The organism is Streptomyces sp. NPDC005899, from assembly GCF_040629645.1.
Taxonomy (GTDB): Bacteria; Actinomycetota; Actinomycetes; order Streptomycetales; family Streptomycetaceae; genus Streptomyces.
Genome location: NZ_JBEXWB010000017.1, coordinates 1 through 19,590 on the forward strand (window position 1 = coordinate 1; position 19,590 = coordinate 19,590).

Sequence of the window (19,590 nt, forward strand, 5' to 3'; positions counted from 1 at the left end):
GCGTCCCCGCTGATGGCCACGGCCGCCGCCTTCGAGGCCGTGACGGACGAGTTCACCTTCGTCATCGGCCCCGTGCTCGCCTCCGCGCTGTGCACCGGCGTGCACCCGGCGGCCGGCCTGGTCGCCGAGGCGGCGCTGACACTCCTCGGCGGTGTCCTGTTCGCCGCCCGGCGCTCCACCGAGCCGGCCGTCCGGAGCGCGGCGACCACCGCCGAGCCGCACCGCTCGGCGCTCTCCGTCCCGGGCGTGCGTGTCCTCGCCGTCACCTTCCTGGGCATCGGAGCGGTCTTCGGGGGCATGCAGGTCTCCCTGACCGCGTTCTCCGAGGAGATCGGCCGCCCCGGGGTGAACGGCCTGCTGTACGGGATCTTCGCGGCCGGCAACATGCTGGCCGGGATCGCCTGCGGCGCCATCGCCTGGAAGAGCAGCCCGCGCCGCCGGCTGGTCGTCGGCTACCTGGCCCTGACAGTGACCGCGTCCGGGCTCTGGGCCGTCCACTCGGTACCGCTGCTGGCGGGACTCGGACTGCTGGTCGGCCTGTGCATCGCCCCGGCCCTGATCAGCGGCTACACGCTGGTCGAGGCCCTGGTCCCGGCCTCCGCCCGCACCGAGGCCTTCACGTGGCTGACGGCAGCGGTGGCGCTCGGCCAGGCGGCCGCCGTCACGGTGGCCGGACAGCTCGCGGACGCCCATGGGGCGAGCACCGGTTTCGTGGTGCCGCTGGCCGGGACGGCACTGGCCCTGGTCACCCTCCTGACCCTGCGCTCGCGGCTCGTACCACGAGCCCCGGGGCGGGCGGTGGCACGTGGGATCGGTCACCGCGAGCCGGTCACAGTGGACTGACGGCTCGGAATGCGTCAGTATGGAGCGTCGTTAGCACTCATTGAGTGAGAGTGCCAGGAGGAGCAAGTGCCGACCTATCAGTACCAGTGCACCGAATGCGGCGAGGGCCTCGAGGCGGTGCAGAAGTTCACCGATGATGCCCTGACCGTGTGCCCGAACTGCGAGGGACGCCTCAAGAAGGTGTTCTCGGCGGTCGGCATCGTCTTCAAGGGTTCCGGTTTCTACCGGAACGACAGCCGCGGCTCCTCGTCGAGCAGCACGCCGGCCACCCCGAAGGCGACCGGTTCGTCCACCACGCCGTCGTCCTCGTCGGGCTCGGACTCCAAGCCCGCGACTTCGTCGTCCACGGCGTCCTCGTCGACGTCGGCTTCCTCGTCGTCGAGCAGTTCGTCGGCCGCCTGAGACCGCGCGGACATCCCAGGCTCCGCAGTGGCCCCGCCGATCCGTTCGGCGGGGCCACTGTCGTGCCCGGCCCCCGTCGTGCCCGGTCCCGGTGGCCGGCTGCCCCGCCCAGGCCGTGATCGGCCGGCCCCGTGGTGACCATCACCGCCGTTAGTGTGACCGCATGGCCAACGCAGAAGCAGCTACAGCGGAAATCGGCGTCATCGGCGGATCGGGCTTCTACTCCTTCCTGGAGGACGTGACCGAGGTCCAGGTGGACACGCCGTACGGGGCACCGAGCGACTCCCTCTTCCTGGGCGAGATCGCGGGCCGCCGGGTGGCCTTCCTCCCGCGTCACGGCCGGGGGCACCACCTGCCGCCGCACCGGATCAACTACCGCGCCAACCTGTGGGCCCTGCGCTCCGTCGGTGTGCGCCAGGTGCTGGGGCCGTGCGCGGTCGGCGGCCTGCGCCCGGAGTACGGGCCGGGCACCCTGCTCGTACCGGATCAGCTGGTGGACCGCACCAAGACCCGTACGCAGACGTTCTACGACGGCGAGACGCGCGCCGACGGGGTCCGGCCGAACGTGGTGCACCTCGGTTTCGGCGATCCGTACTGCCCGGAGGGGCGCAAGGCCGCCCTCGCGGCGGCACGCGGGCGTGACTGGGAGCCGGTGGACGGCGGGACGCTGGTGGTGGTCGAGGGACCCCGGTTCTCGACCCGCGCGGAGTCGCGCTGGCACGCGGCCATGGGCTGGTCGGTCGTCGGGATGACGGGACACCCGGAAGCGGTCCTGGCCCGGGAACTGAGCCTCTGTTACACGACGCTGACCCTGGTGACCGACCTCGACGCGGGCGCCGAAGCGGGCGAGGGCGTCAACCACGGGGAGGTCCTGGAGGTGTTCGCGGCCAACGTGGACCGGCTGCGGTCGGTGCTCTTCGACGCGGTGGCCGCACTGCCTCCGGGCACGGACCGCGACTGCGTGTGCGCGCGCGGACTGGACGGCATCGAGACCGGGCTGGAGCTCCCCTGAGCACCGTCCGCGTCGTCCCCGCCGTCTCGCGGGGTCGACTCGTACGGGTGGCGGGGTTGTTCACAACCTGAGGTCTGTCCCCAGGCATCAGCCGAGGGCGCCGCTTCGGGGGAGGGTGAGGGAGTCCCTCACGCACGCCTCTCACGACTGGTGGTGTTGGCCATGTTCCCGTCGGTGCCCGATACGCGTCCCGCACCTCCCCCGCCCTGCGGGATCCCGCCTTTCGCACCCCTGCGTCCGCGCGGCGGCGGTCGCGGACGGCTGCGGTCCACGCTGCGCAGGCACCGCCGGGCGGCCGCGGCCGGTTTCGCCCTGTCCTGCGCCGTGTTCGCCGTGTCCGGTCTCGGAGGTTCCGGGCCGGGCGCCGTGGCTCCGGCGGTAGCGGAGGCCGGTGCCGGGCACGGCGTACGGCAGGCGCCGGAGCGGCAGCGGGTCCGCCTGGTGTCCGCGCCCGTACGGATCGCCGACGCGGCGGCGGTCGGCCTGCTGCGGCCAGGAGACCGGGTCGATGTGCTGGCCGCCTACGAGGGGGAGCCGAAGGCGCGCCTGGTCGCGAGGGATGTGCGCATCACGCGGATTCCCCGGGGCCAGGACGGCTCAGGAGCGGACGACTCGGGACCGGACGGCTCAGGACCGGCCCGGGCGGATGCTCCGTACGGCGGGGCGGACGCGGGCAGCGGGGCTCTGGTGGTTCTCGCCGTGCCGCGGGCGACCGCGGCCGCCTTGGCGGGGGCCGGCGTGTCGGGGACGCTGGTCGTGGCGGTGTCCCGTGCCGCGTAGCCGGTTCGGCCACGGCAGCCGGTCAGAAGTGGTGCGGCGGCTTCTCGTCGAGGAAGCGCGCCAGATCGGCGGCGCTGCCGCCGGCCGGAGCCCGCTCGCCCCACCCCTGGTCCGTGTCGTCCACGGACTGCCCGTCCAGCGGATCGTCGAAGACCAGGGCCGGCTGGGGCCTTGGCTCCTGTCGCGGCTGCTGGTGCGGCTGCGACGGCTTCGGCTTTCGCGGTCCGGGGGCGGGGGCGGTACTCATGCCTTCAAGGGTACGGCGGTGTTCAGCGGTCCTCGGGGGCGAGTGCCCACAGCCCCAGGACGACGAGGAAGGACAGGCAGAGGAAGCCCGCACCCCACCACGCCGTACCGGTGTTGCCCTCCATCCATTCGTCGACGACGACCGTCAGCCCCCAGAGCTGTCCGACGACCACGCTCAGGGCCAGCACCAGCCGGGCCGCCAGCTTCGCGGAACGCTCGGGTTCCTGCTCGCTTCCCGCTCCGGGCCCGGGGCCGGTGTGGCGCACCCGAGGATCGCCGTAGCCGCTGGTGGGCCGGATCTGGGGATAGCGCTCATGGATGGGGCGGTTCAGTTCGCGGCGTTCGCTGCCCGGGTGGTAGTCCGGGTACGGCGGTCCCGGGAGGCCGGGGGGCCGTGGCGGCTCGACGGGGTCCAGGGGCTCGGTCATGTCCGTCCCCCCGGGGCGGAGGCGCCGGACGAGGGCGCGGGGGGTGGCGCCTCCGCGCCGCCCCCGGTGCCGGGGCAGCCGATCCGGGCGGCGAGATCCGGGCGGTCCTCGCCGACCTGGCGGCACAGCCCCTCCTCGGCGCTCTCATCGGAGCGGGTGGTGCCCACGGCCCAGATGCTGCCGTCGTCCAGCTCGGCCAGCACGACCTTCGGCAGCCCGCGGGGCGGCGGGCCGGCGGTGACGTCACCGGTCCGGGCGTCGAAGACGCCTTCGTGACACGGGCAGTACAGCTCGCCCTCCGTGCCGCGGTCCTTGCGCCAGAGCACGGCGCAGGCCAGGTGGGTGCAGACGGCGGAGTAGCCGACGAGGGTGCCGTCGTCCATGCGGACGGCGACGGCCCGGTCCTCGTCGCCCGGGTACCGGAAGGCGAGGGATTCACCGGGGAGCAGCCGTGGGGCGATCTGCTTCGCTTCGGGCGCCTTCCCCCCCTCCTCGTCCCCGTGGCGGTGGAGGATTCCGGCGGCCACACCCAGGCCCCCCAGTGCGAGGCCGCCGGAGACGGTGGTCACGATCCTGAGGTAGTCGCGCCGGGTGGTCAGCGCGTCGGCTGCGATCCTGTCGTGCAGCGCCTCGCGGGGGTCGCCGTCGGAGTCCCGGTCGTTGCCCGGCTGCTCCTGTTCGGTGACGCTCATCGGCGGACGTCCCTCCCGTTGATCTCGACGACGGGCAGCCCGCCCGGCACCGGCCACTGGACCCGCTCCGCGGGCACGACCATGGCGACGCCGGTACGGACCTCGCTCTCACCGAAGACGAAGGTGTCGGCGACCTGGACTCCGGGGCGCTCGGCCTGGAGTTCCTCGACGGTGCCGTAGAAGAGCGCTCCGGTCGGGCAGACGGTGGCGCACATGGGGGCGAGCCCGTACGCGGTGCGGTCGTAGCAGAGGTTGCACTTCATCTGCAGCTTCGCCCGGAGGTCGATCTTCGGGACGCCGAAGGGGCAGGCGTTGACGCAGTTCGCGCAACCGATGCAGCGGGTGGTGTCGGCCTCCTGCACGACGCCGTCGGCGGTCACCAGGATCGCGTCGGCGGGGCACACCTCGGCGCAGGGGGCCACCGGGTCCTCGCAGTGCATGCAGACCGTGGGGAGGGAGGCCACGGAGGCGCCCTCGTCGGTGTAGTCCAGGTGGATCATCGATCTGCCCCGGTGCGAGTCGCACTCCCGGCAGGCGGAGACGCAGGCCTGGCAGCCGATGCAGCGCCCCGGGTCGATGAAGATCGTTCTGCCCATCATCAGGGCATCAGCCCCTCTCCGAGGTGCCTCGGCCCTGCGGGGCCGTGGGTGGCAATGGGTCCGTTCGCGAGACCTGCGTCTCGGGGTAGGCGACATGTCCGGGGGCGACCGGCGGGGCCGGCACCTCGTCGACCGCGCCGGCGTGTTCGATGCGGCAGGCGCAGACCTTGTACTCGGGGATCTTCGAGCGGGGGTCGAGGGCGTCGATGGTGAGCGCGTTCGCCGCTGCGGGGACGGGCCAGTGGTACGGGATGAAGACCGTGTCGGGCCGGATCGCCTCGGTCACGAGGGCGGGGAAGACCTCGCTGCCGCGCCGGGTGACGACCCGGACGGGTTCGCCGTTGCGGAAGCCGTGGGACGGGTGGATCTCCGCCCAGGGGCGCGGGGTCTGTTCGACGAGGCCGCCGAGGCGACGGGTCTGGTTGCCGGAGAGGAAGTGGGCGACGGTGCGGCCGGTGGTCAACGTCATCGGATGTTCGTCGTCGTACGGATCGGCCGGCGGGTGCCACTCGACGACCTGCAGGTGGATCCTGCCGTCGGCGTGGTAGGTCGTGCCGTCCTCGAAGAGGCGGGGGGTGCCGGGGTGATCGGTCGACGGGCAGGGCCAGGAGATGCCGCCGGTCTCCTCGAGCCGTTCGTAGGTGATGCCGGAGTAGTCGATGATCGTGCCGGCGGAGGCCCTGCGCAGTTCGTCGAAGACGTCGCGGGTGCGGCGGAACGCGAACTTGTCGCCGGCGCCGAGACGGCGGGCGAGCTCACACATCACCCAGGTGTCGGTCCGCACCCCGGAGGGCGGCTCCTGCGCCTTGTTGTGCTTGACGACACGGGCTTCGGCGTTGGCCATCACTCCCTCGTCCTCGGCCCAGACGGTCACGGGGAAGACGACATGCGCGTTGGCCGCGGTCTCGGAGAGGAAGAAGTCGAACTGGGCGTGGAATTCGGTGGTGTCGTACCCCTGCTTGACCACGGTGTAGTTGGGGAGGGAGACGAAGGGGTTGTTGCAGATGCCGATCAGGCCGCGGATCTCCTGCCGCTGCATCTGCCAGACCATTTCCATCATCGACGTTCCTGCGCCGGGGAGTTCCGACTCCTCGATGCCCCAGATCGCACAGATCTGCCGACGGTGCTCCTCGTTGAGGATCGAGCGGCCGCCGGGGAGCAGATCGGCCTTCTGGCCGTGTTCGCGGCCACCCTGACCGTTGCCCTGCCCGGTGAGGGTGCCGTAGCCGGCACCGGGCTTGCCGATGTGACCGGTCGCGGTGCAGAGGTTGATGACGGAGAGGCAGTTCTCGACTCCCTGGGTGTGGTGCTCGATGCCCCGGGCGTGGAAGGCCATGGCCTTCGGTGCCCGGGCGAAGGCGCGGGCGACCTGGACGACCTGCTCCGCGGGGATCCCGCAGATCTCGGCGGCACGCGACGGGGTGTAGCCTGCGACGTTGGCCTTGACCTCCTCCCAGCCGGTGGCATGGGCCGCGAGGTAGGCCTCGTCGGTGAGGCCCTCCTCGATGACCACGTGCAGCACCGCGTTGAAGAAGGCCGAATCGGTGCCCGACCTGAGGGCGACGTGGATGTCGGCGGTCCGCGCGACCGCGGTCTCACGCGGGTCGACCACGATCAGGGTGGCCCCGCGGTCCCGGGCCCCCCACACGTACTGGGTCAGGACGGGGAAGCACTCGCCGACGTTGGCCCCGGCGAGCAGCAGGCAGTCGGTGAGCAGGATGTCGGAGAAGGGGTTGCCGGCCCGGTCGATGTTGAAGGCCAGCTTGTTGGCGCCCGCCGCGCTGACCATGCAGAGCCGGCCGTTGTAGTCGACGTTGCGGGTCTTGAGTGCCACCCGCGCGAACTTGCCGACGAGGTAGGTCTTCTCCGAGAAGAGGCTCGCGCCGCCGAGCACCCCGACCGCGTCCCTCCCGTGGTCCCGCTGGATGCGCTGGATCTCGGAGACCGTGAAGTCGAGCGCCTCGTCCCAGGAGACCTCCCGCAGCTCCTCGTCACGGGTGCGGCGCATGAGGGGTGCCGTGAGCCGGTCGGGGTGGTTGACCTGCTGGTAGGCGTGGATTCCTTTGGGGCAGAGCCGCATGCGGTTGATGTCGTGGTTGCGGGGTTCGACGCCGAAGACCTTGCCGTGCCGGTCGACGCGCAGGTACATGCCGCACTGGACACCGCAGAAGCAGCAGTGGGTGGGGACCAGCGTTTCGCCGTGCTGGTCGGCGTGCCACTTGTCTGCGGGGATGCCGCCCGCGTCGCGGAATCCCTGGGAGCCCGGTGGCGCGATCGCGGGGTCGAGGGGGACGACCGTACGGCGGTCGGCTGCGCGTGGGTCTGCCGTCACTTGTAGCCCTTCTTCACCTGGGAGAGGTATGCGTTGCCGCGCAGCACCCGCTTGCAGCGCGGGCAGTACTCGGTCCAGCGGTCGAAGCCGAGTTCCAGGTCGCGCATGGTGCCGCGCAGGTTCTCGACGTAGGCGCCGGTGTCGATCGGTTCCTCGCAGCGGCGGCACGCGAAGACCTCGTCGTCCTGCCGCGACGTGTACTTGAAGAGCTGCATGCCGACGGCCGCGGGGCGCTGCACGATGTGGAAGAACTTCCCGAACGGGATGTAGATGAGGGTGAAGACCACCGAGACCATGTGCAGGATCGCCAGGAACTCGTAGCCGCCGCCGTGCAGGAAGATCGACGAGAAGGTGAGCAGCAGGCCGGTCACGGAGATGATGACGAGTGCCAGGAGCGGGACCATGTCGTAGGCGAAACGCTGCCCGGTCATGGCGCCGCGGTCCTTCATCCGGCGCCGGAGGAAGTAGGCGGCACCCGGGATGACCAGCACGGCGGCGATGTCCAGGCCGTGGAACATCAGCCAGCCGAGGAAGTCGAGCGAGTCGAATCCGACGATCTTGAAGCCCCAGACGCGCATCTCGTAGCCCGGCCCCGCCCCGGTGGCGGACGTGAAGGTGAACCACCCCCACGTCAGCGGGAAGGTGATGAGCGCGGCCAGGACGCAGCCCCAGAAGATCAGCTGGTGGGCCGCCCAGCGTGCGTGCGAACGGGCGCCGAGGAACTTCTGGAAGCCGAGGTAGGTCGCGATCATCCTCGGCAGGGCGGTGGGGGCCTTGCGGAAGTTCTCCGCCGAGAAGAAACTGCGCCAGCCGCTCACGAAGAGCCGCCGGGCGGCGGGGGCCGAGACCCAGACGGTGTAGCGGTAGGCGACACCGAACGCGAGGAAGACGCTGGCCACGGCATACGGCAGGAGGGCGGAGTCGAAGTCGTGCAGCAGCCGGCTGCCGAACACGATCGCGAGGACCAGCAGGGCGGACGCGACCGCGCCCGCCGTGGCCGCCCTGCCGTTGACGGACCGCGGGAGTGCCTCCACCGCCCTGGCGACGGCGCCGGAGCCCCGGCGCGACTGCCGGAGGTCGGGTCCCCCGGGAGGGTCGGTATGAGCACCGGGGTCCGGGTGTTCGGTTGCGGGGGGCGCTTCTGGTGGATCGGTCACTCCGCCACCGTAGGACCGAATTATGCACTTTCTCCGGTTTTGACCACCGAGAGGGTGAGCGAGTCGCGGGGGAGTCGCCTACTTCCTGCCCATGAGGCCCTGTGCCGTGTGTGCCGTGTCCTGTGCCGTGTGCCGTGTGCCGTGTGCCGTGTGCCGTGTCCTGTGCCGTGAGGGAGGCCGGCGTCACTGCCCGCGCCGGCCGGCGCGTACCGTCCCGCGCCGCGGCCGCACCCGATGGCGTTCCGCGGCCGCACCCGATGGCGTTCGTGTCCCGGCGCACTCCCGGTCACGGCGCCGTGCGCTGTACGTTCGCCGGAACACGGGCGCCCGTCGGGGCCGCCGGACGTCGCACACGGGAGGATTCCGCCATGCCCGAGGACGCGCCCTTCTCCGGGCCACTGGACGCGCTGACGGATGTCACCGGGATCCGTGTCGGCCATGCCCGGCTGTCCGGGGAGGGGAGTCTGTCCGGCACCACCGTCGTGCTCGCCCCCGTGGGAGGCGCCGTCGCCGCCGTCGACGTCCGGGGCGGCGGCCCCGGTACCCGGGAGACGGACGCCCTCGATCCCCGCAACCTCGTGCAACGCGTCGACGCGATCGTCCTCACCGGCGGCAGCGCGTACGGACTGGACGCTGCCTCCGGCGTGACGGCCTGGCTGGAGGAACAGGGCCGTGGAGTGCCCGTCGGCAAGGGGCCCGGCCAGGTGGTGCCGGTCGTACCGGCCGCCTGCCTCTTCGACCTCGGGCGCGGCGGTGACTGGCGGGCCCGGCCGGACGCGTCGACCGGACGGGCCGCCGTCGAGGCCGCCGCCGCTTCCGAGCCGGGGTCGCAGGTCGCACAGGGCACGGTGGGCGCGGGGACGGGCGCCGTCGCCGGCGAACTCAAGGGTGGTGTCGGCACGGCGAGCGTGCGGCTGGCTTCGGGGGTCACGGTCGCGGCGCTGGCCGTCGTGAACGCCGCCGGCTCGGTCGTCGACCCGCGGACCGGCGTCCTCTACGGCGAGTACGGGGGTGCGCGGCCGCCCGTCCGTCCCGCGCCCGCGACGCACGATGCTGCCCGCCGGCGGCTGGCGGCCATCCGGGAGGCACGGGGCGACGGTCCCTTCAACACCACGATCGCGGTGGTCGCCACCGACGCCGCACTCACCCGCGCCCAGGCGCAGAAGCTCGCGGGCACGGCGCACGACGGCTTGGCGCGCGCCGTCCGCCCGGTACACCTGCTGACCGACGGGGACACCGTCTTCACGCTGGCGACCGGCCGGCTGCCGCTGCCCCCGGACACGGTCCCGGCGCTGAACGGCATTCTGGCCGCCGGGGCGGAGTCGCTGGCCAGGGCCGTGGTGAAGGCCGTCAGGGCAGCCCACGGGGTGGAGGGCCCCGGCGGTGACTTCCCGTCGTACAGCGACCTCTACGGCGACATGGACGGGCGGCGCGGCGACACGGACCGCGAGCACGGCGACCCGTCCTGAAGGGCCCGGAACTTTTCACCCGGTCGGTACGTTTTTCGCGAACCCCGGTCACGATGTCAGACCCAGGGACTACGTTATGCACGCATCGAGTAACGCGCGGCGACGGCCTGGAGACAGCACCTTGAGCGATCCGTACGAGACAACCGAGCAGCACCTCGAGCGACTCCTGCGATGCGCCCTCAACTCCTTCGATCTCTCGGACACCACCATCGAGCGGCTCGGGACGGCGCTGACGCACAGCAGTGCGCTGCACTCGTCGCTCCACAGCGCCGCCCTGCACCGTGAGACCTACCGGCACACCTATCTGCTCGCCGACGGCTCGGCCCTCACCTTGTGGGAGCTGGTGCACGGGGGCGGGCGGGGGGCCGAGGCGCCCCGCTCCCACGAGCTGTACGACGTCGAGGCGGAGGCGCAGATCGCCGCCGCCCGGCTGGCCGGCGGGTTCCTGGACACGCGGTCGCCCGGCGACGACACCTCGCAGAGCGACCTGGAGGTCCTCACCCTGCTGACCACCTCGCCCCCCGCCCCGCTGCCCCGGATGTACGCCCAGGACAAGTCGGCGGATCACGCGCGCCGTGTCCTTCGCCGTGCGGAGAACGGCGACAGACCGGGGTCGGAGACGGCAGGACTGCTGCGCGCCGCCTTCGCCCACCACATCACCCAGATCTTCGGGCGCCAGTGCCGCGTGGACGGGCGGGACGCCGGGTTCACCCTCTACGAACACGCCTTCCTCCTCCTGGACGGCACGGAGACGAGCCTGTGGGAGGTCGAGCACACGGCGACACCCGACGGCCGTCACATGTGCGAGGTGTACGGCGACGAACAGGCAGCTCGCCGGGCCATGGAGAACCGCACCCGGATCTGCTGACCGCCATGGCGGCCGCCCCGGATCACCTCGGCGGCCGCACACCGGCCCGGCACCCGCATCGCCCGGGCCCGCCGGTGTGGCGGCCTGTCGCGCGCTCACGGACGCCCGGCCGACTCCGCACCCGGGCCGGGTGCGGAGTCGGCCGGGCGGCGGGAGGCCGTCCGGTCCGGTGGTCAGCCGGCCAGCGCGGGCTCCTTCGCGATCCCGCCGTCCCCGGCCTGGGCCGGTGCCTCGTCGCCCTCGTCATCCTCGCCACCCTCCAGGTGCACCTGGGGCCTGGCGGGCAGGGCGAACATCACGCAGAAGATCACCGCGAGCACTCCGGCCACCCACCACAGCGACTGCTGGAAGGCGTCGACGAACGCGGGGCCTGTCTCCTCCGGCAGGAGACGGTCGCCGATCGAGCCGAAGAAGACGACCGACACGAGGCCGAGTCCCAGAGCCGTACCCATCTGCTGCACGGTGTTGATCAGCCCGGACGCCGAACCGGAATGCTCCTTCGGCACGCCGGAGAGCACCGCGTCCGTCAGCGGAGCGACGATCAGGCCCATCCCCACGCCCATGACGACCAGCGGGAGCGCCATCTGCCAGGGGGTGATGTCCATTCCGTAGTGCCCGGCCTCCCAGATGTAGAGGAGCAGCCCGGTGATCATCAGCAGGGCGCCCGTCTGCAGCACCTTGCGGCCGAAGCGGGGTACCAGTTTCTGCACAGAGAGGCCCGCGGCGACCGAGACGGCGACGGAGAAGGGGATCCCCGTCGAGCCGGCGCGCAGGGCGCTCCAGCCGAGGCCCATCTGGAGGTAGAGCGTCCAGACCAGGAAGAAGATGCCGAGGGCGACACCGAAGGTCAGCTGGACGGCGATGCCTGCCGCGAAGCTCTTCACGCGGAACAGTGACAGTTCGATGAGCGGCGAGCCGTCCCGGTCCGCTTTCCGGCGCTCGAAGACGACCAGGGCGGCGAACACCAGGAGGCTGGCCGCCATCGACACGTGCCCCCACAGCGGCCAGCCCAGCTCCCGCCCTCGGGTGAGCGGGTAGAGCAGCATGAGGAGACCGAGGGTCACCAGGGCCACACCGGTCAGGTCCAGCCGGAGCGCTTTCGGCGCCTTGGACTCGCTGATGAACCTCCGCCCCAGGAGCAGTCCGGCGACGCCGACCGGCAGGTTGATCAGGAAGATCGGCCGCCACTCGAGACCGAACAGGTTCCACTCGGTCAGCAGGGCGCCGAGCAGCGGTCCCGAGACCGCGCCGAGGCCCACGATGGCGCCGAAGAGCCCGAAGACCTTGCCGCGCTCGTGCGCGGGGAAGGTGGCATGCACGATCGACAGCACCTGGGGCACCATCAGGGCGGCCATACCGCCCTGCAGGATGCGCGAGGCGACCAGCATCTCCGGGTTCACGGCGAGGCCGCAGAGGGCGGAGGCGATCGTGAAACCGCCTATGCCGATGAGGAAGAGCCGCTTGCGGCCGTAGATGTCACCGAGCCGGCCGCCCGTGATGAGGCCGGCCGCGAAGGCCAGGGCGTACCCGGCGGTGATCCACTGGATGGACGTGAACGAGGCCCCGGTGTCCCGGGTGATGCTCGGAATGGCGATGTTGACGATCGTGACATCGACCAGGTCCATGAAGGCCGCGGTCATCACGATCGCGAGGGCGAACCAGCGGCGCCGGTCCCCAGGATCCTGAGTGGTGGCCGGCCCTGGTGACGAAGTGCCGGCGGCTGCCGTGGCCGACAGAGGTGCGGAAGAAGTCATGGGAGGGAAGCTAGACGTCCAACAGGTCAGGACATGACCTAATGGGCGCGCATGATGGGTGCATGACCGACACCTCGGCACGACTGCTGAAACTGCTGTCGCTCCTCCAGACGCCACGTGAGTGGCCGGGCAGGGAACTGGCCGAGCGGCTCGACGTCACCCCGCGCACCATCCGCCGCGACATCGACCGTCTCCGTGACCTCGGCTACCCGGTCGAGGCCAGCCGGGGCTCGGTCGGCGGTTACCGCCTGGTCGCAGGCAGCGCCATGCCGCCGCTCCTCCTGGACGACGAGGAAGCCGTGGCCATCGCGGTGGGGCTGCGGGCGGGGGCGGGACATGCCATCGAGGGGGTGGACGAGGCGTCGGTCCGAGCCCTGGCCAAGCTGGAACAGGTCCTGCCGTCGCGACTGCGGCACCGGGTCTCCTCGCTCCAGAACGCCACCGTGCCGCTCACCCGTGGCGACGGCTCCACCATCGACCCCCGCACGCTCACCACGATCGCCTCGGCGGTCACCGGGCGGGAACGGCTCCGGTTCGCCTACCGCTCGGGGGACGGCACGGCCTCCCGGCGGCAGACCGAGCCGTACCGGTTGGTGAGCACGGGGAGCCGCTGGTACCTCGTGGCGTACGACATGGACCGTGAGGACTGGCGGACCTTCCGCGTGGACAGGGTGAGCGAGCCGTTCCCCACCGGCTCCCGCTTCACCCCGCGTGACCTGCCGACCGGGAGCACGGCCGAGTTCTTCGCCCGCTCCATGTCACGCGCGCAGAACGACCTGCACATCGACGTGACCTTCCGGGCCCCGGCCGGCTTCGTCACGGCGCGGCTGCCCTCGCACCTCGGTGCGGTGGAGGCGACGGGTGAGGACAGCTGCCGGCTGCGCACGGTCTCCTCCGACTCCCTCGAGTGGGTCGCACTGCGGCTGGCACTCGTGGACTGCGAGTTCGAAGCGCACGGGCCCGTGCAGCTGGTGGAGTACCTCGACGGACTGGGCTCCCGCCTGACCCGCGCTTCGTCGGCGGGGCCGCGGGCTGCGGAATCCGGGCCGGGGACGGCCTCGCCCGCCGCGCCTTCGCCGACGAGGAGCCCGAGCGGACATGGGTGAGCCCCGGCGCCGGGGGGGTGGGCGCCGGGACTCAGCTCAGGGGGACCGGAAAGAAGACCGGTCGTCGGGCCGGTGCGAACCGGCTTGATGGGGAGATTACGGGTTATCGGCTCACGCCGCAGCGTCAAAGCCCGTGTCGTGAGCCATTCGCTTCAATTCGAGTAGTGCGTGCTTCTCGATCTGCCGGATCCGCTCCCGCGTCAGACCGTGCTGCTTGCCCACCTCGGTGAGGGTCCGCTCCCGCCCGTCCTCGATGCCGTAACGCATGCGGATGATGGAGGCGGTGCGGTTGTCGAGCTTGCCGATCAGGTCCTCGAGCTCCTCGCTGCGCAGCAGCGTCATCACGGACTGCTCGGGCGAGACCGCGGAGGTGTCCTCCAGCAGGTCACCGAACTGCGTGTCGCCGTCGTCGTCCACGGACATGTTCAGGCTGACGGGGTCACGCGCCCAGTCCAGGACGTTGCCGATGCGCTCGGCGTTGGAATCCAGCTCGGCCGCGATCTCCGCGTGCTCCGGGTCGCGCCCGTGCTCGCGGTTGAACTCCCGCTGGACCCGCCGGATCCGGCCCAGCTCCTCCACGAGGTGGACGGGAAGCCGGATGGTGCGGGACTGGTCGGCGATGGAGCGGGTGATCGCCTGCCGGATCCACCATGTCGCGTACGTGGAGAACTTGAAGCCCTTGGCGTAGTCGAACTTCTCGACCGCGCGCACCAGGCCCGCGTTGCCCTCCTGGATCAGGTCGAGCAGGGGGAGACCGGCCCTGGGGTAGCGCCGGGCCACGGCAACGACGAGCCGGAGGTTGGAACGGATGAATACGTCCTTCGCGCGCTCGCTCTCGGCGACCAGCGCCTCGAGCTCCTCACGCGTCGCTCCGCCGGCGTCGCTCTCCACCTCGCCGTCGAGGATCTGCTGGGCATAGACGCCCGCCTCGATCGTCTGGGAGAGTTCGACCTCCTTGGCGGCGTCGAGCAGCGGTGTGCGAGCGATCTCGTCCAGGTACATGCCGACCAGGTCGCGATCGGCGATCTCCCCGCCCACGGCGCGAACACTGCTTGCCCGGTCGGTCCCGCCGGTGGCGGCGGACGAACGACGGGCGACGGCACGGGTTGCCATGCGTGCTCCCTTGCTGAGTAGGTCGCGACACCCTTTCGGGTGCCCTGCATCCGATGGAAACAACGACTGGAATCCGGACAGAATTCCCACGGTGACCGCTCACTTTCGCGATCATGCAGTACCCTGTCCGCCCCTACGTCAGGACAGATGTCACAGATACCCGCAGAAGTACTGGTCAGACCCAGCTCCGCGGCCGATCTCGAGACGCTGGCGGATATCCGCGACCACTACGCCCGTGAGACGGCTCTCACATGCGGTACGCAACCCTTACCGGCATGCGCGCCGGCCCTGGTTTCACCCCCGCCGTCCGGAAGACGGACCGCACCGCCTCCTGGTTGCTCGGAACGCGTGTGCCCCTCGCGGCGCGTCCGCAGTCCTCGGCTGTGCCACCAACAGCCCTCACCGCCCCTACCGCCCCCACCGCCGCTAGGCGGCGTACCGCTCCTCGGCCGAGGTGAGCGCCTGCCGCGCACGACGCGAGGGGCCACGGTGTCGGCGCATCTGCGCGAGACGCTGTTCGCGACCCCGCCCGACGAGGACGTCCACAGCGCCTGCGCCATGATCGAGCAGGCGGACGAGGCGCCGGTTCGGCTGCACCACGCGTCCGGCTTCCACCACGTCGGTGGGTACACGCGGGTGGTACGGGAGGCGGATGGCCGCCGAAGCGGACGGGATGGTCAGCCGAACTGGATCGAACGCTTCGCCAGACCCATCCAGAAGCCCTCGATGACACTGCGGCCCTGGTCGAGTTCACCCTCGGCCGCGCCCAGCGTGACGAACAGCGGGGCGAAGTGCTCGGTGCGGGGATGAGCCAGCCTGCCGGCCGGCGAGGTGTGCTCGAAGTCCAGCAGGGAGTCGATGTCCTGTGCCCGCAGGGCCTGGTTCCCCCAGTCGTCGAACTCCGCGGACCAGCCGGGAGTCCCGCCGCCGGGGTGGCGGAGCGCGGCCAGGTTGTGCGTGAAGAAGCCGCTGCCGACGATGAGCACTCCTTCGTCGCGGAGCGGGGCGAGCTTGCGCCCCACGTCCATCAGCTTCCGCGGGTCGAGCGTCGGCATGGAGACCTGGAGCACCGGGATGTCCGCGGCGGGGAACATCTCGACCAGGGGGACGTAGGCCCCGTGGTCGAGGCCGCGGTCGGGGAGGTCCTGGACGGGGGTGCCCGCGCCTCGCAGGAGCTTGCGGACGTCCTCCGCGAGCCGCGGGGCCCCCGGAGCGGCGTAGCGCACCTGGTAGTAGTGCTCGGGAAAGCCCCAGAAGTCGTACACGAGCGGCACCGGCACGGTGGCACCGAGTGCGAGCGGGGCCTCCTCCCAGTGGGCGGAGACCATCAGGATCGCCTTGGGGCGGGGCAGACCCGCCGACCAGGCGGCGAGTTCGCCGGGCCAGACGGGGTCGTCGGCGAGGGGCGGGGCCCCGTGGGACAGGTAGAGGGCCGGCATGCGCTCGGAGACGAGGGTCATGGCTCTCCCATTCCTCTGCCGATCAAGGTAAGTGTTCTCTACAGACACCGGTAGCGGCCTGCATCGACAGCCCAGGGATTCGGCAGATCATTTGTTTTAATGTTCAAGCTCCTACTACCGGAGACCTTAGCTCTATCTAGTTCAACTTTCAAGAAAAGGTCGTACAGTGGAGTACATGACCACGGCATCCACCGGCGGGCCCCGATGGCTCACCGACGAAGAGCAGCGCGTCTGGCAGGCGTACCTGCACGCCACGACGCTCATGGAGGATCACCTCGACCGCCAGTTGCAGCGCGACGCGGGCATGCCGCACATCTACTACGGGCTGCTCGTCCAGTTGTCCCAGGCTCCCCGGCGGCAGAAGCGGATGACCGCGCTGGCCAGGGACGCCAAGATCACCCGCTCCCGGCTCTCGCACGCCGTCGCCCGCCTGGAGAAGAGCGGCTGGGTCCGCCGCGAGGAGTGCCCCTCCGACAAGAGGGGCCAGAACGCGGTCCTCACCGACGAGGGGTTCGAGATGCTCGCACGGTCCGCGCCCGGACACGTCGAAGCCGTACGCCAGGCGATGTTCGCCCGGCTGACGCCCGGACAGGTGCGGAGCCTGGGCGAGATCATGCAGGTCATCGCCGCGGGGTTGCAGCCGGAGGACACGGACGCGGATCTGCCCTGGCTCCGCTGAGCGGAGCCAGGGCAGATCGCGTGAGGGCCGTCGGGCTCGGCGCCCGTCGAGGCTGGGGCGCGTGCGCCCGACGCCTGTCGCGCTCGGGCGGCCGTCGGGCTCGGGCGGCCGTCACGCCTGGGTGGCCATCACGCCGGACGCCCGTCAGGCCCGGGTGGTGCCCGTCAACGGTTCAGTGAGCGATGACCGGGATCTTGAACTCGTCCTCGACGCCGTCGATGACGTCCCCGGAGCCGTCGGAGCTGCCGGCCGGTCCGGTGCCCGGTCGCCCGGTGTTGATGAGCGTCGCCGCGATCACGGAAGCGGCGACGAGGATGCCGACCGCCCACCAGATCGCACTGGCGAAGCCACTGACCATGGCCTGGAGCTGCAGCAGCCTCGCATCGGTGGCGCCCGCGGCGTGGTCGGCGATGTAGGCGGTCGTGGCGCCGGCGGCGATGGTGTTGAGCAGCGCCGTACCGATGGCGCCGCCGACCTGCTGCGAGGTGTTCACCATCGCGGAGGCGACCCCCGCGTCACGCGGCTCGATCCCGTGCGTGGCCAGCGACATGGCCGGCATGAACGCCGTGCCCATGCCGAGGCCCAGCAGCAGCTGTCCCGGCAGGATGACGCTCGCGTACGAGGTGTCGACCTCCAGCTGCGTCAGGAGCAGCATGCCGATCGCGGCCACCAGGAAGCCGGGCCCCATGAGCAGCCGCGGCGGAACCCGGGTCATCAGCCGGGCGCCGATCTGGGTGGATCCGGTGATCATGCCCGCGATCATCGGGAGGAACGCGAAACCGGTCTTGACCGGCGAGTAGCCCTTGGCGACCTGGAGGTAGTAGGTCAGGAAGAGGAAGAGTCCGAACATCGCGATGATGGCGAGACCCAGCGAGAGGTAGACGCCCCCTCGGTTGCGCTCGGTCAGGACGCGGAGCGGGAGCAGCGGCGAGGCGACGCGTGACTCGGTGACGACGAAGGCCAGGAGCAGCACGGCGGCGGCGACGAACATGCCCACGGTCAGGGTGTCCGACCAGCCGGCCGACTCGGCGCGGGTGAAGCCGTAGACCAGTGCGACCAGTCCGAGCGTGGACAGGACGACGCCGGGCACGTCGAGCGGCGAGCGGTTGCGGCCACCGGCCGGCTCACGGATGACGAAGTAGGCGCCCGCGGCCGCGACGATCGCGAACGGGATGTTCACGAAGAACGTCCAGCGCCAGTTCAGGTACTCGGTGAGGAAGCCGCCCAGGATCAGGCCGACGGCGCCACCGCCACCGGCGATTGCACCGTAGATGCCGAAGGCCTTGGCCCGCTCCTTGGCGTCGGTGAACATCACCGCGAGCAGCGACAGGGCGGCCGGCGCGAGCAGCGCGCCGAAGGCGCCCTGCAGAGCCCGGGAGCCGAACATCATCGCTTCGCCCTGCGCCGCACCGCCGAGTGCGGAGGCGGCGGCGAAGCCGAGCAGGCCGACCACGAAGGTGCGCTTACGGCCCCAGAGGTCCGCGATGCGTCCGCCGAAGAGCAGAAGACCGCCGAAAGCGAGTGCGTAGGCGGTGATGACCCACTGCTTGTTGCCCTCGGAGATACCGAGGTCCGTCTGGGCCGAGGGCAGGGCGATGTTCACGATGGTCGCGTCGAGCACGACCATCAGCTGGGCGAGGGCTATGAAGGCCAGTGCCTTCCAGCGACTGGGGTCCGGAAGCCGGGTCTCGGCTGTTTTCGACATGGGAGTAGCCACCTAAGGGCGCGCGTGGGCGTGAAGAGCCGTGAGGGTCGGGAAGAGTGGGAGTGGTCGTGAGCTCGGCGTCGGCGACGAGTCGGCGGATCGGCACTGCTCGGGGCCGTGCCGGCACAGGGCGTGCTGGTTCGGCCCCTGAACTGTCGGTCGGTCCGGGAATGGGTCCGGTCTGGTGCCTGTCGGGATTCTGTCGGCCGTCGGGACCGTGGTCTGTTGGGTTGCCGGTGCGGCGGGTCAGTGCCCGCGGCGCAGAACCTCCAAGGTCGCCGCCGATCCGGGCAGCTCGGAGCGGGCCGGAGCTTCCAGGCCGTCCAGGAAGAGCTGCAGGTGACGGTGGGTGAATTGGTCGATGTCCGGACAGGCGATGCCGGGCAGCGGCCGGGTGAGCTGGGAGAGGGCGACGAGTACGTCACCGACGGCGATGTCGGTGCGCAGGCGCCCGGCGGACATGGCGCGCTCCACGAGCCCTTCGACGGCCTCTTCGAGGCGTCGGCGCTCGGCGAGCAGTTCGGGGTGGTCCTTGTCGAATCCGCCCGTCAGCATCGGGCACAGAGCACCGATCCGCTCGTCGGCCGCCGCGTGCACGAAGCGGCTGAGAGCGGCGAAGGGATCGGACTCGGCCGCGACGGCTTCCTCCGCACGGTCGGTGGTGCGTGAGGTGACCGCGAGCACGACCTCGTGGGTCAGGGCGGCCCGGTCGGGGAAGTTCCGGTACAGCGTGGCGTTGCCGACTCCCGCCCGGCGGGCGACCTCGTCGAGCGGGACGTCCGGTCCGAACTCGACGAACATCTCGCGGGCGGCCGACACGATCCGCTCCCGGTTGCGCAGTGCGTCGGCCCGGGGGCGGGTCGTGCGGCCCTGCGCGGCACAGGCGGCGGTGTCGGTGACGGTTTCCACGACTGCGACCTTTCCTGGCGACGAACGAATGGGGAT

Annotated in this window: 19 protein-coding genes; 8 read left to right on the forward strand and 11 right to left on the reverse strand. The window is 71.2% G+C overall.

Features of this window, described 5'->3' with window-relative positions:
* The 4 genes from ABZ371_RS04140 to ABZ371_RS04155 all read left to right on the forward strand — a co-directional run.
* Positions 1–843: MFS transporter (locus tag ABZ371_RS04140; protein WP_358673121.1), on the forward strand; the 843-nt coding region annotated here is incomplete at its 5' end.
* 66 nt (positions 844–909) lie between these two features.
* Positions 910–1,245, forward strand: coding sequence for an FmdB family zinc ribbon protein (locus ABZ371_RS04145; protein ID WP_358673124.1), 336 nt, complete (start codon positions 910–912; stop codon positions 1,243–1,245).
* A 163-nt stretch (positions 1,246–1,408) separates the two neighbouring features.
* Positions 1,409–2,257, forward strand: coding sequence for an S-methyl-5'-thioadenosine phosphorylase (locus ABZ371_RS04150; protein ID WP_358673127.1), 849 nt, complete (start codon positions 1,409–1,411; stop codon positions 2,255–2,257).
* 366 nt (positions 2,258–2,623) lie between these two features.
* Positions 2,624–3,037: an RcpC/CpaB family pilus assembly protein gene (locus ABZ371_RS04155; protein ID WP_358673129.1), complete on the forward strand. Its 414-nt coding sequence runs from the start codon at positions 2,624–2,626 to the stop codon at positions 3,035–3,037.
* A gap of 22 nt (positions 3,038–3,059) precedes the next feature.
* Here the strand turns inward: ABZ371_RS04155 and ABZ371_RS04160 are convergent, their stop codons facing one another.
* Genes ABZ371_RS04160 through ABZ371_RS04185 form a run of 6 tightly spaced genes read right to left on the reverse strand, consistent with a single transcriptional unit; the run spans position 3,060 to position 8,491 of the window.
* A complete protein-coding gene (locus tag ABZ371_RS04160; RefSeq protein WP_358673132.1) occupies positions 3,060–3,284 on the reverse strand; it encodes a hypothetical protein in 225 nt (74 codons plus the stop codon).
* Positions 3,285–3,306: 22 nt separating this feature from the next.
* Complete coding sequence (locus tag ABZ371_RS04165; protein ID WP_358673134.1) at positions 3,307–3,711, reverse strand: hypothetical protein; 405 nt, start codon at positions 3,709–3,711, stop codon at positions 3,307–3,309.
* A complete protein-coding gene (locus ABZ371_RS04170; protein ID WP_358673137.1) occupies positions 3,708–4,403 on the reverse strand; it encodes a Rieske (2Fe-2S) protein in 696 nt (231 codons plus the stop codon). Before ABZ371_RS04170 ends, ABZ371_RS04165 begins: the two co-directional genes overlap by 4 nt.
* Positions 4,400–5,002: a 4Fe-4S dicluster domain-containing protein gene (locus ABZ371_RS04175; protein WP_358673140.1), complete on the reverse strand. Its 603-nt coding sequence runs from the start codon at positions 5,000–5,002 to the stop codon at positions 4,400–4,402. The genes ABZ371_RS04170 and ABZ371_RS04175 overlap by 4 nt, the downstream gene beginning before the upstream one ends.
* Before the next feature lie 7 nt (positions 5,003–5,009).
* Entirely contained in the window at positions 5,010–7,334 is a 2,325-nt protein-coding gene (locus ABZ371_RS04180) for a molybdopterin oxidoreductase family protein (protein WP_358673142.1), read from the reverse strand.
* A complete protein-coding gene (locus ABZ371_RS04185) occupies positions 7,331–8,491 on the reverse strand; it encodes an MFS transporter (RefSeq protein WP_358673145.1) in 1,161 nt (386 codons plus the stop codon). Before ABZ371_RS04185 ends, ABZ371_RS04180 begins: the two co-directional genes overlap by 4 nt.
* 368 nt (positions 8,492–8,859) lie before the next feature.
* Here ABZ371_RS04185 and ABZ371_RS04190 point away from each other — a divergent pair, with 368 nt between their 5' ends.
* Both ABZ371_RS04190 and ABZ371_RS04195 read left to right on the forward strand, forming a co-directional pair.
* A complete protein-coding gene (locus ABZ371_RS04190) occupies positions 8,860–9,960 on the forward strand; it encodes a P1 family peptidase (RefSeq protein WP_358673147.1) in 1,101 nt (366 codons plus the stop codon).
* A 121-nt stretch (positions 9,961–10,081) separates the two neighbouring features.
* Complete coding sequence (locus ABZ371_RS04195) at positions 10,082–10,828, forward strand: DUF6227 family protein (RefSeq protein ID WP_358673149.1); 747 nt, start codon at positions 10,082–10,084, stop codon at positions 10,826–10,828.
* A gap of 173 nt (positions 10,829–11,001) precedes the next feature.
* Here ABZ371_RS04195 and ABZ371_RS04200 read toward each other — a convergent pair whose 3' ends face one another.
* Positions 11,002–12,582: an MFS transporter gene (locus tag ABZ371_RS04200; RefSeq protein ID WP_358673152.1), complete on the reverse strand. Its 1,581-nt coding sequence runs from the start codon at positions 12,580–12,582 to the stop codon at positions 11,002–11,004.
* A 62-nt stretch (positions 12,583–12,644) separates the two neighbouring features.
* On the opposite strand from ABZ371_RS04200, the gene ABZ371_RS04205 reads away from it, so the two are divergent.
* Complete coding sequence (locus ABZ371_RS04205; protein ID WP_358673155.1) at positions 12,645–13,688, forward strand: transcriptional regulator; 1,044 nt, start codon at positions 12,645–12,647, stop codon at positions 13,686–13,688.
* A 111-nt stretch (positions 13,689–13,799) separates the two neighbouring features.
* Here ABZ371_RS04205 and ABZ371_RS04210 read toward each other — a convergent pair whose 3' ends face one another.
* Together ABZ371_RS04210 and ABZ371_RS04215 are read right to left on the reverse strand one after the other, a co-directional pair.
* Entirely contained in the window at positions 13,800–14,801 is a 1,002-nt protein-coding gene (locus ABZ371_RS04210; protein ID WP_358673158.1) for a sigma-70 family RNA polymerase sigma factor, read from the reverse strand.
* 677 nt (positions 14,802–15,478) lie between these two features.
* Positions 15,479–16,261, reverse strand: a complete 783-nt coding sequence (locus ABZ371_RS04215; protein WP_358673161.1) for a class III extradiol ring-cleavage dioxygenase — start codon at positions 16,259–16,261, stop codon at positions 15,479–15,481.
* 166 nt (positions 16,262–16,427) lie between these two features.
* On the opposite strand from ABZ371_RS04215, the gene ABZ371_RS04220 reads away from it, so the two are divergent.
* Positions 16,428–16,940 (forward strand): MarR family transcriptional regulator, encoded by a 513-nt coding sequence (locus ABZ371_RS04220; RefSeq protein WP_358673164.1) that lies wholly within the window; start codon positions 16,428–16,430, stop codon positions 16,938–16,940.
* 172 nt (positions 16,941–17,112) lie between these two features.
* Here ABZ371_RS04220 and ABZ371_RS04225 read toward each other — a convergent pair whose 3' ends face one another.
* Positions 17,113–18,645: an MFS transporter gene (locus ABZ371_RS04225; RefSeq protein ID WP_358673167.1), complete on the reverse strand. Its 1,533-nt coding sequence runs from the start codon at positions 18,643–18,645 to the stop codon at positions 17,113–17,115.
* Between the two features lie 246 nt (positions 18,646–18,891).
* Positions 18,892–19,554: a TetR/AcrR family transcriptional regulator gene (locus ABZ371_RS04230; RefSeq protein WP_358673170.1), complete on the reverse strand. Its 663-nt coding sequence runs from the start codon at positions 19,552–19,554 to the stop codon at positions 18,892–18,894.
* Positions 19,555–19,590 lie beyond the last annotated feature (36 nt).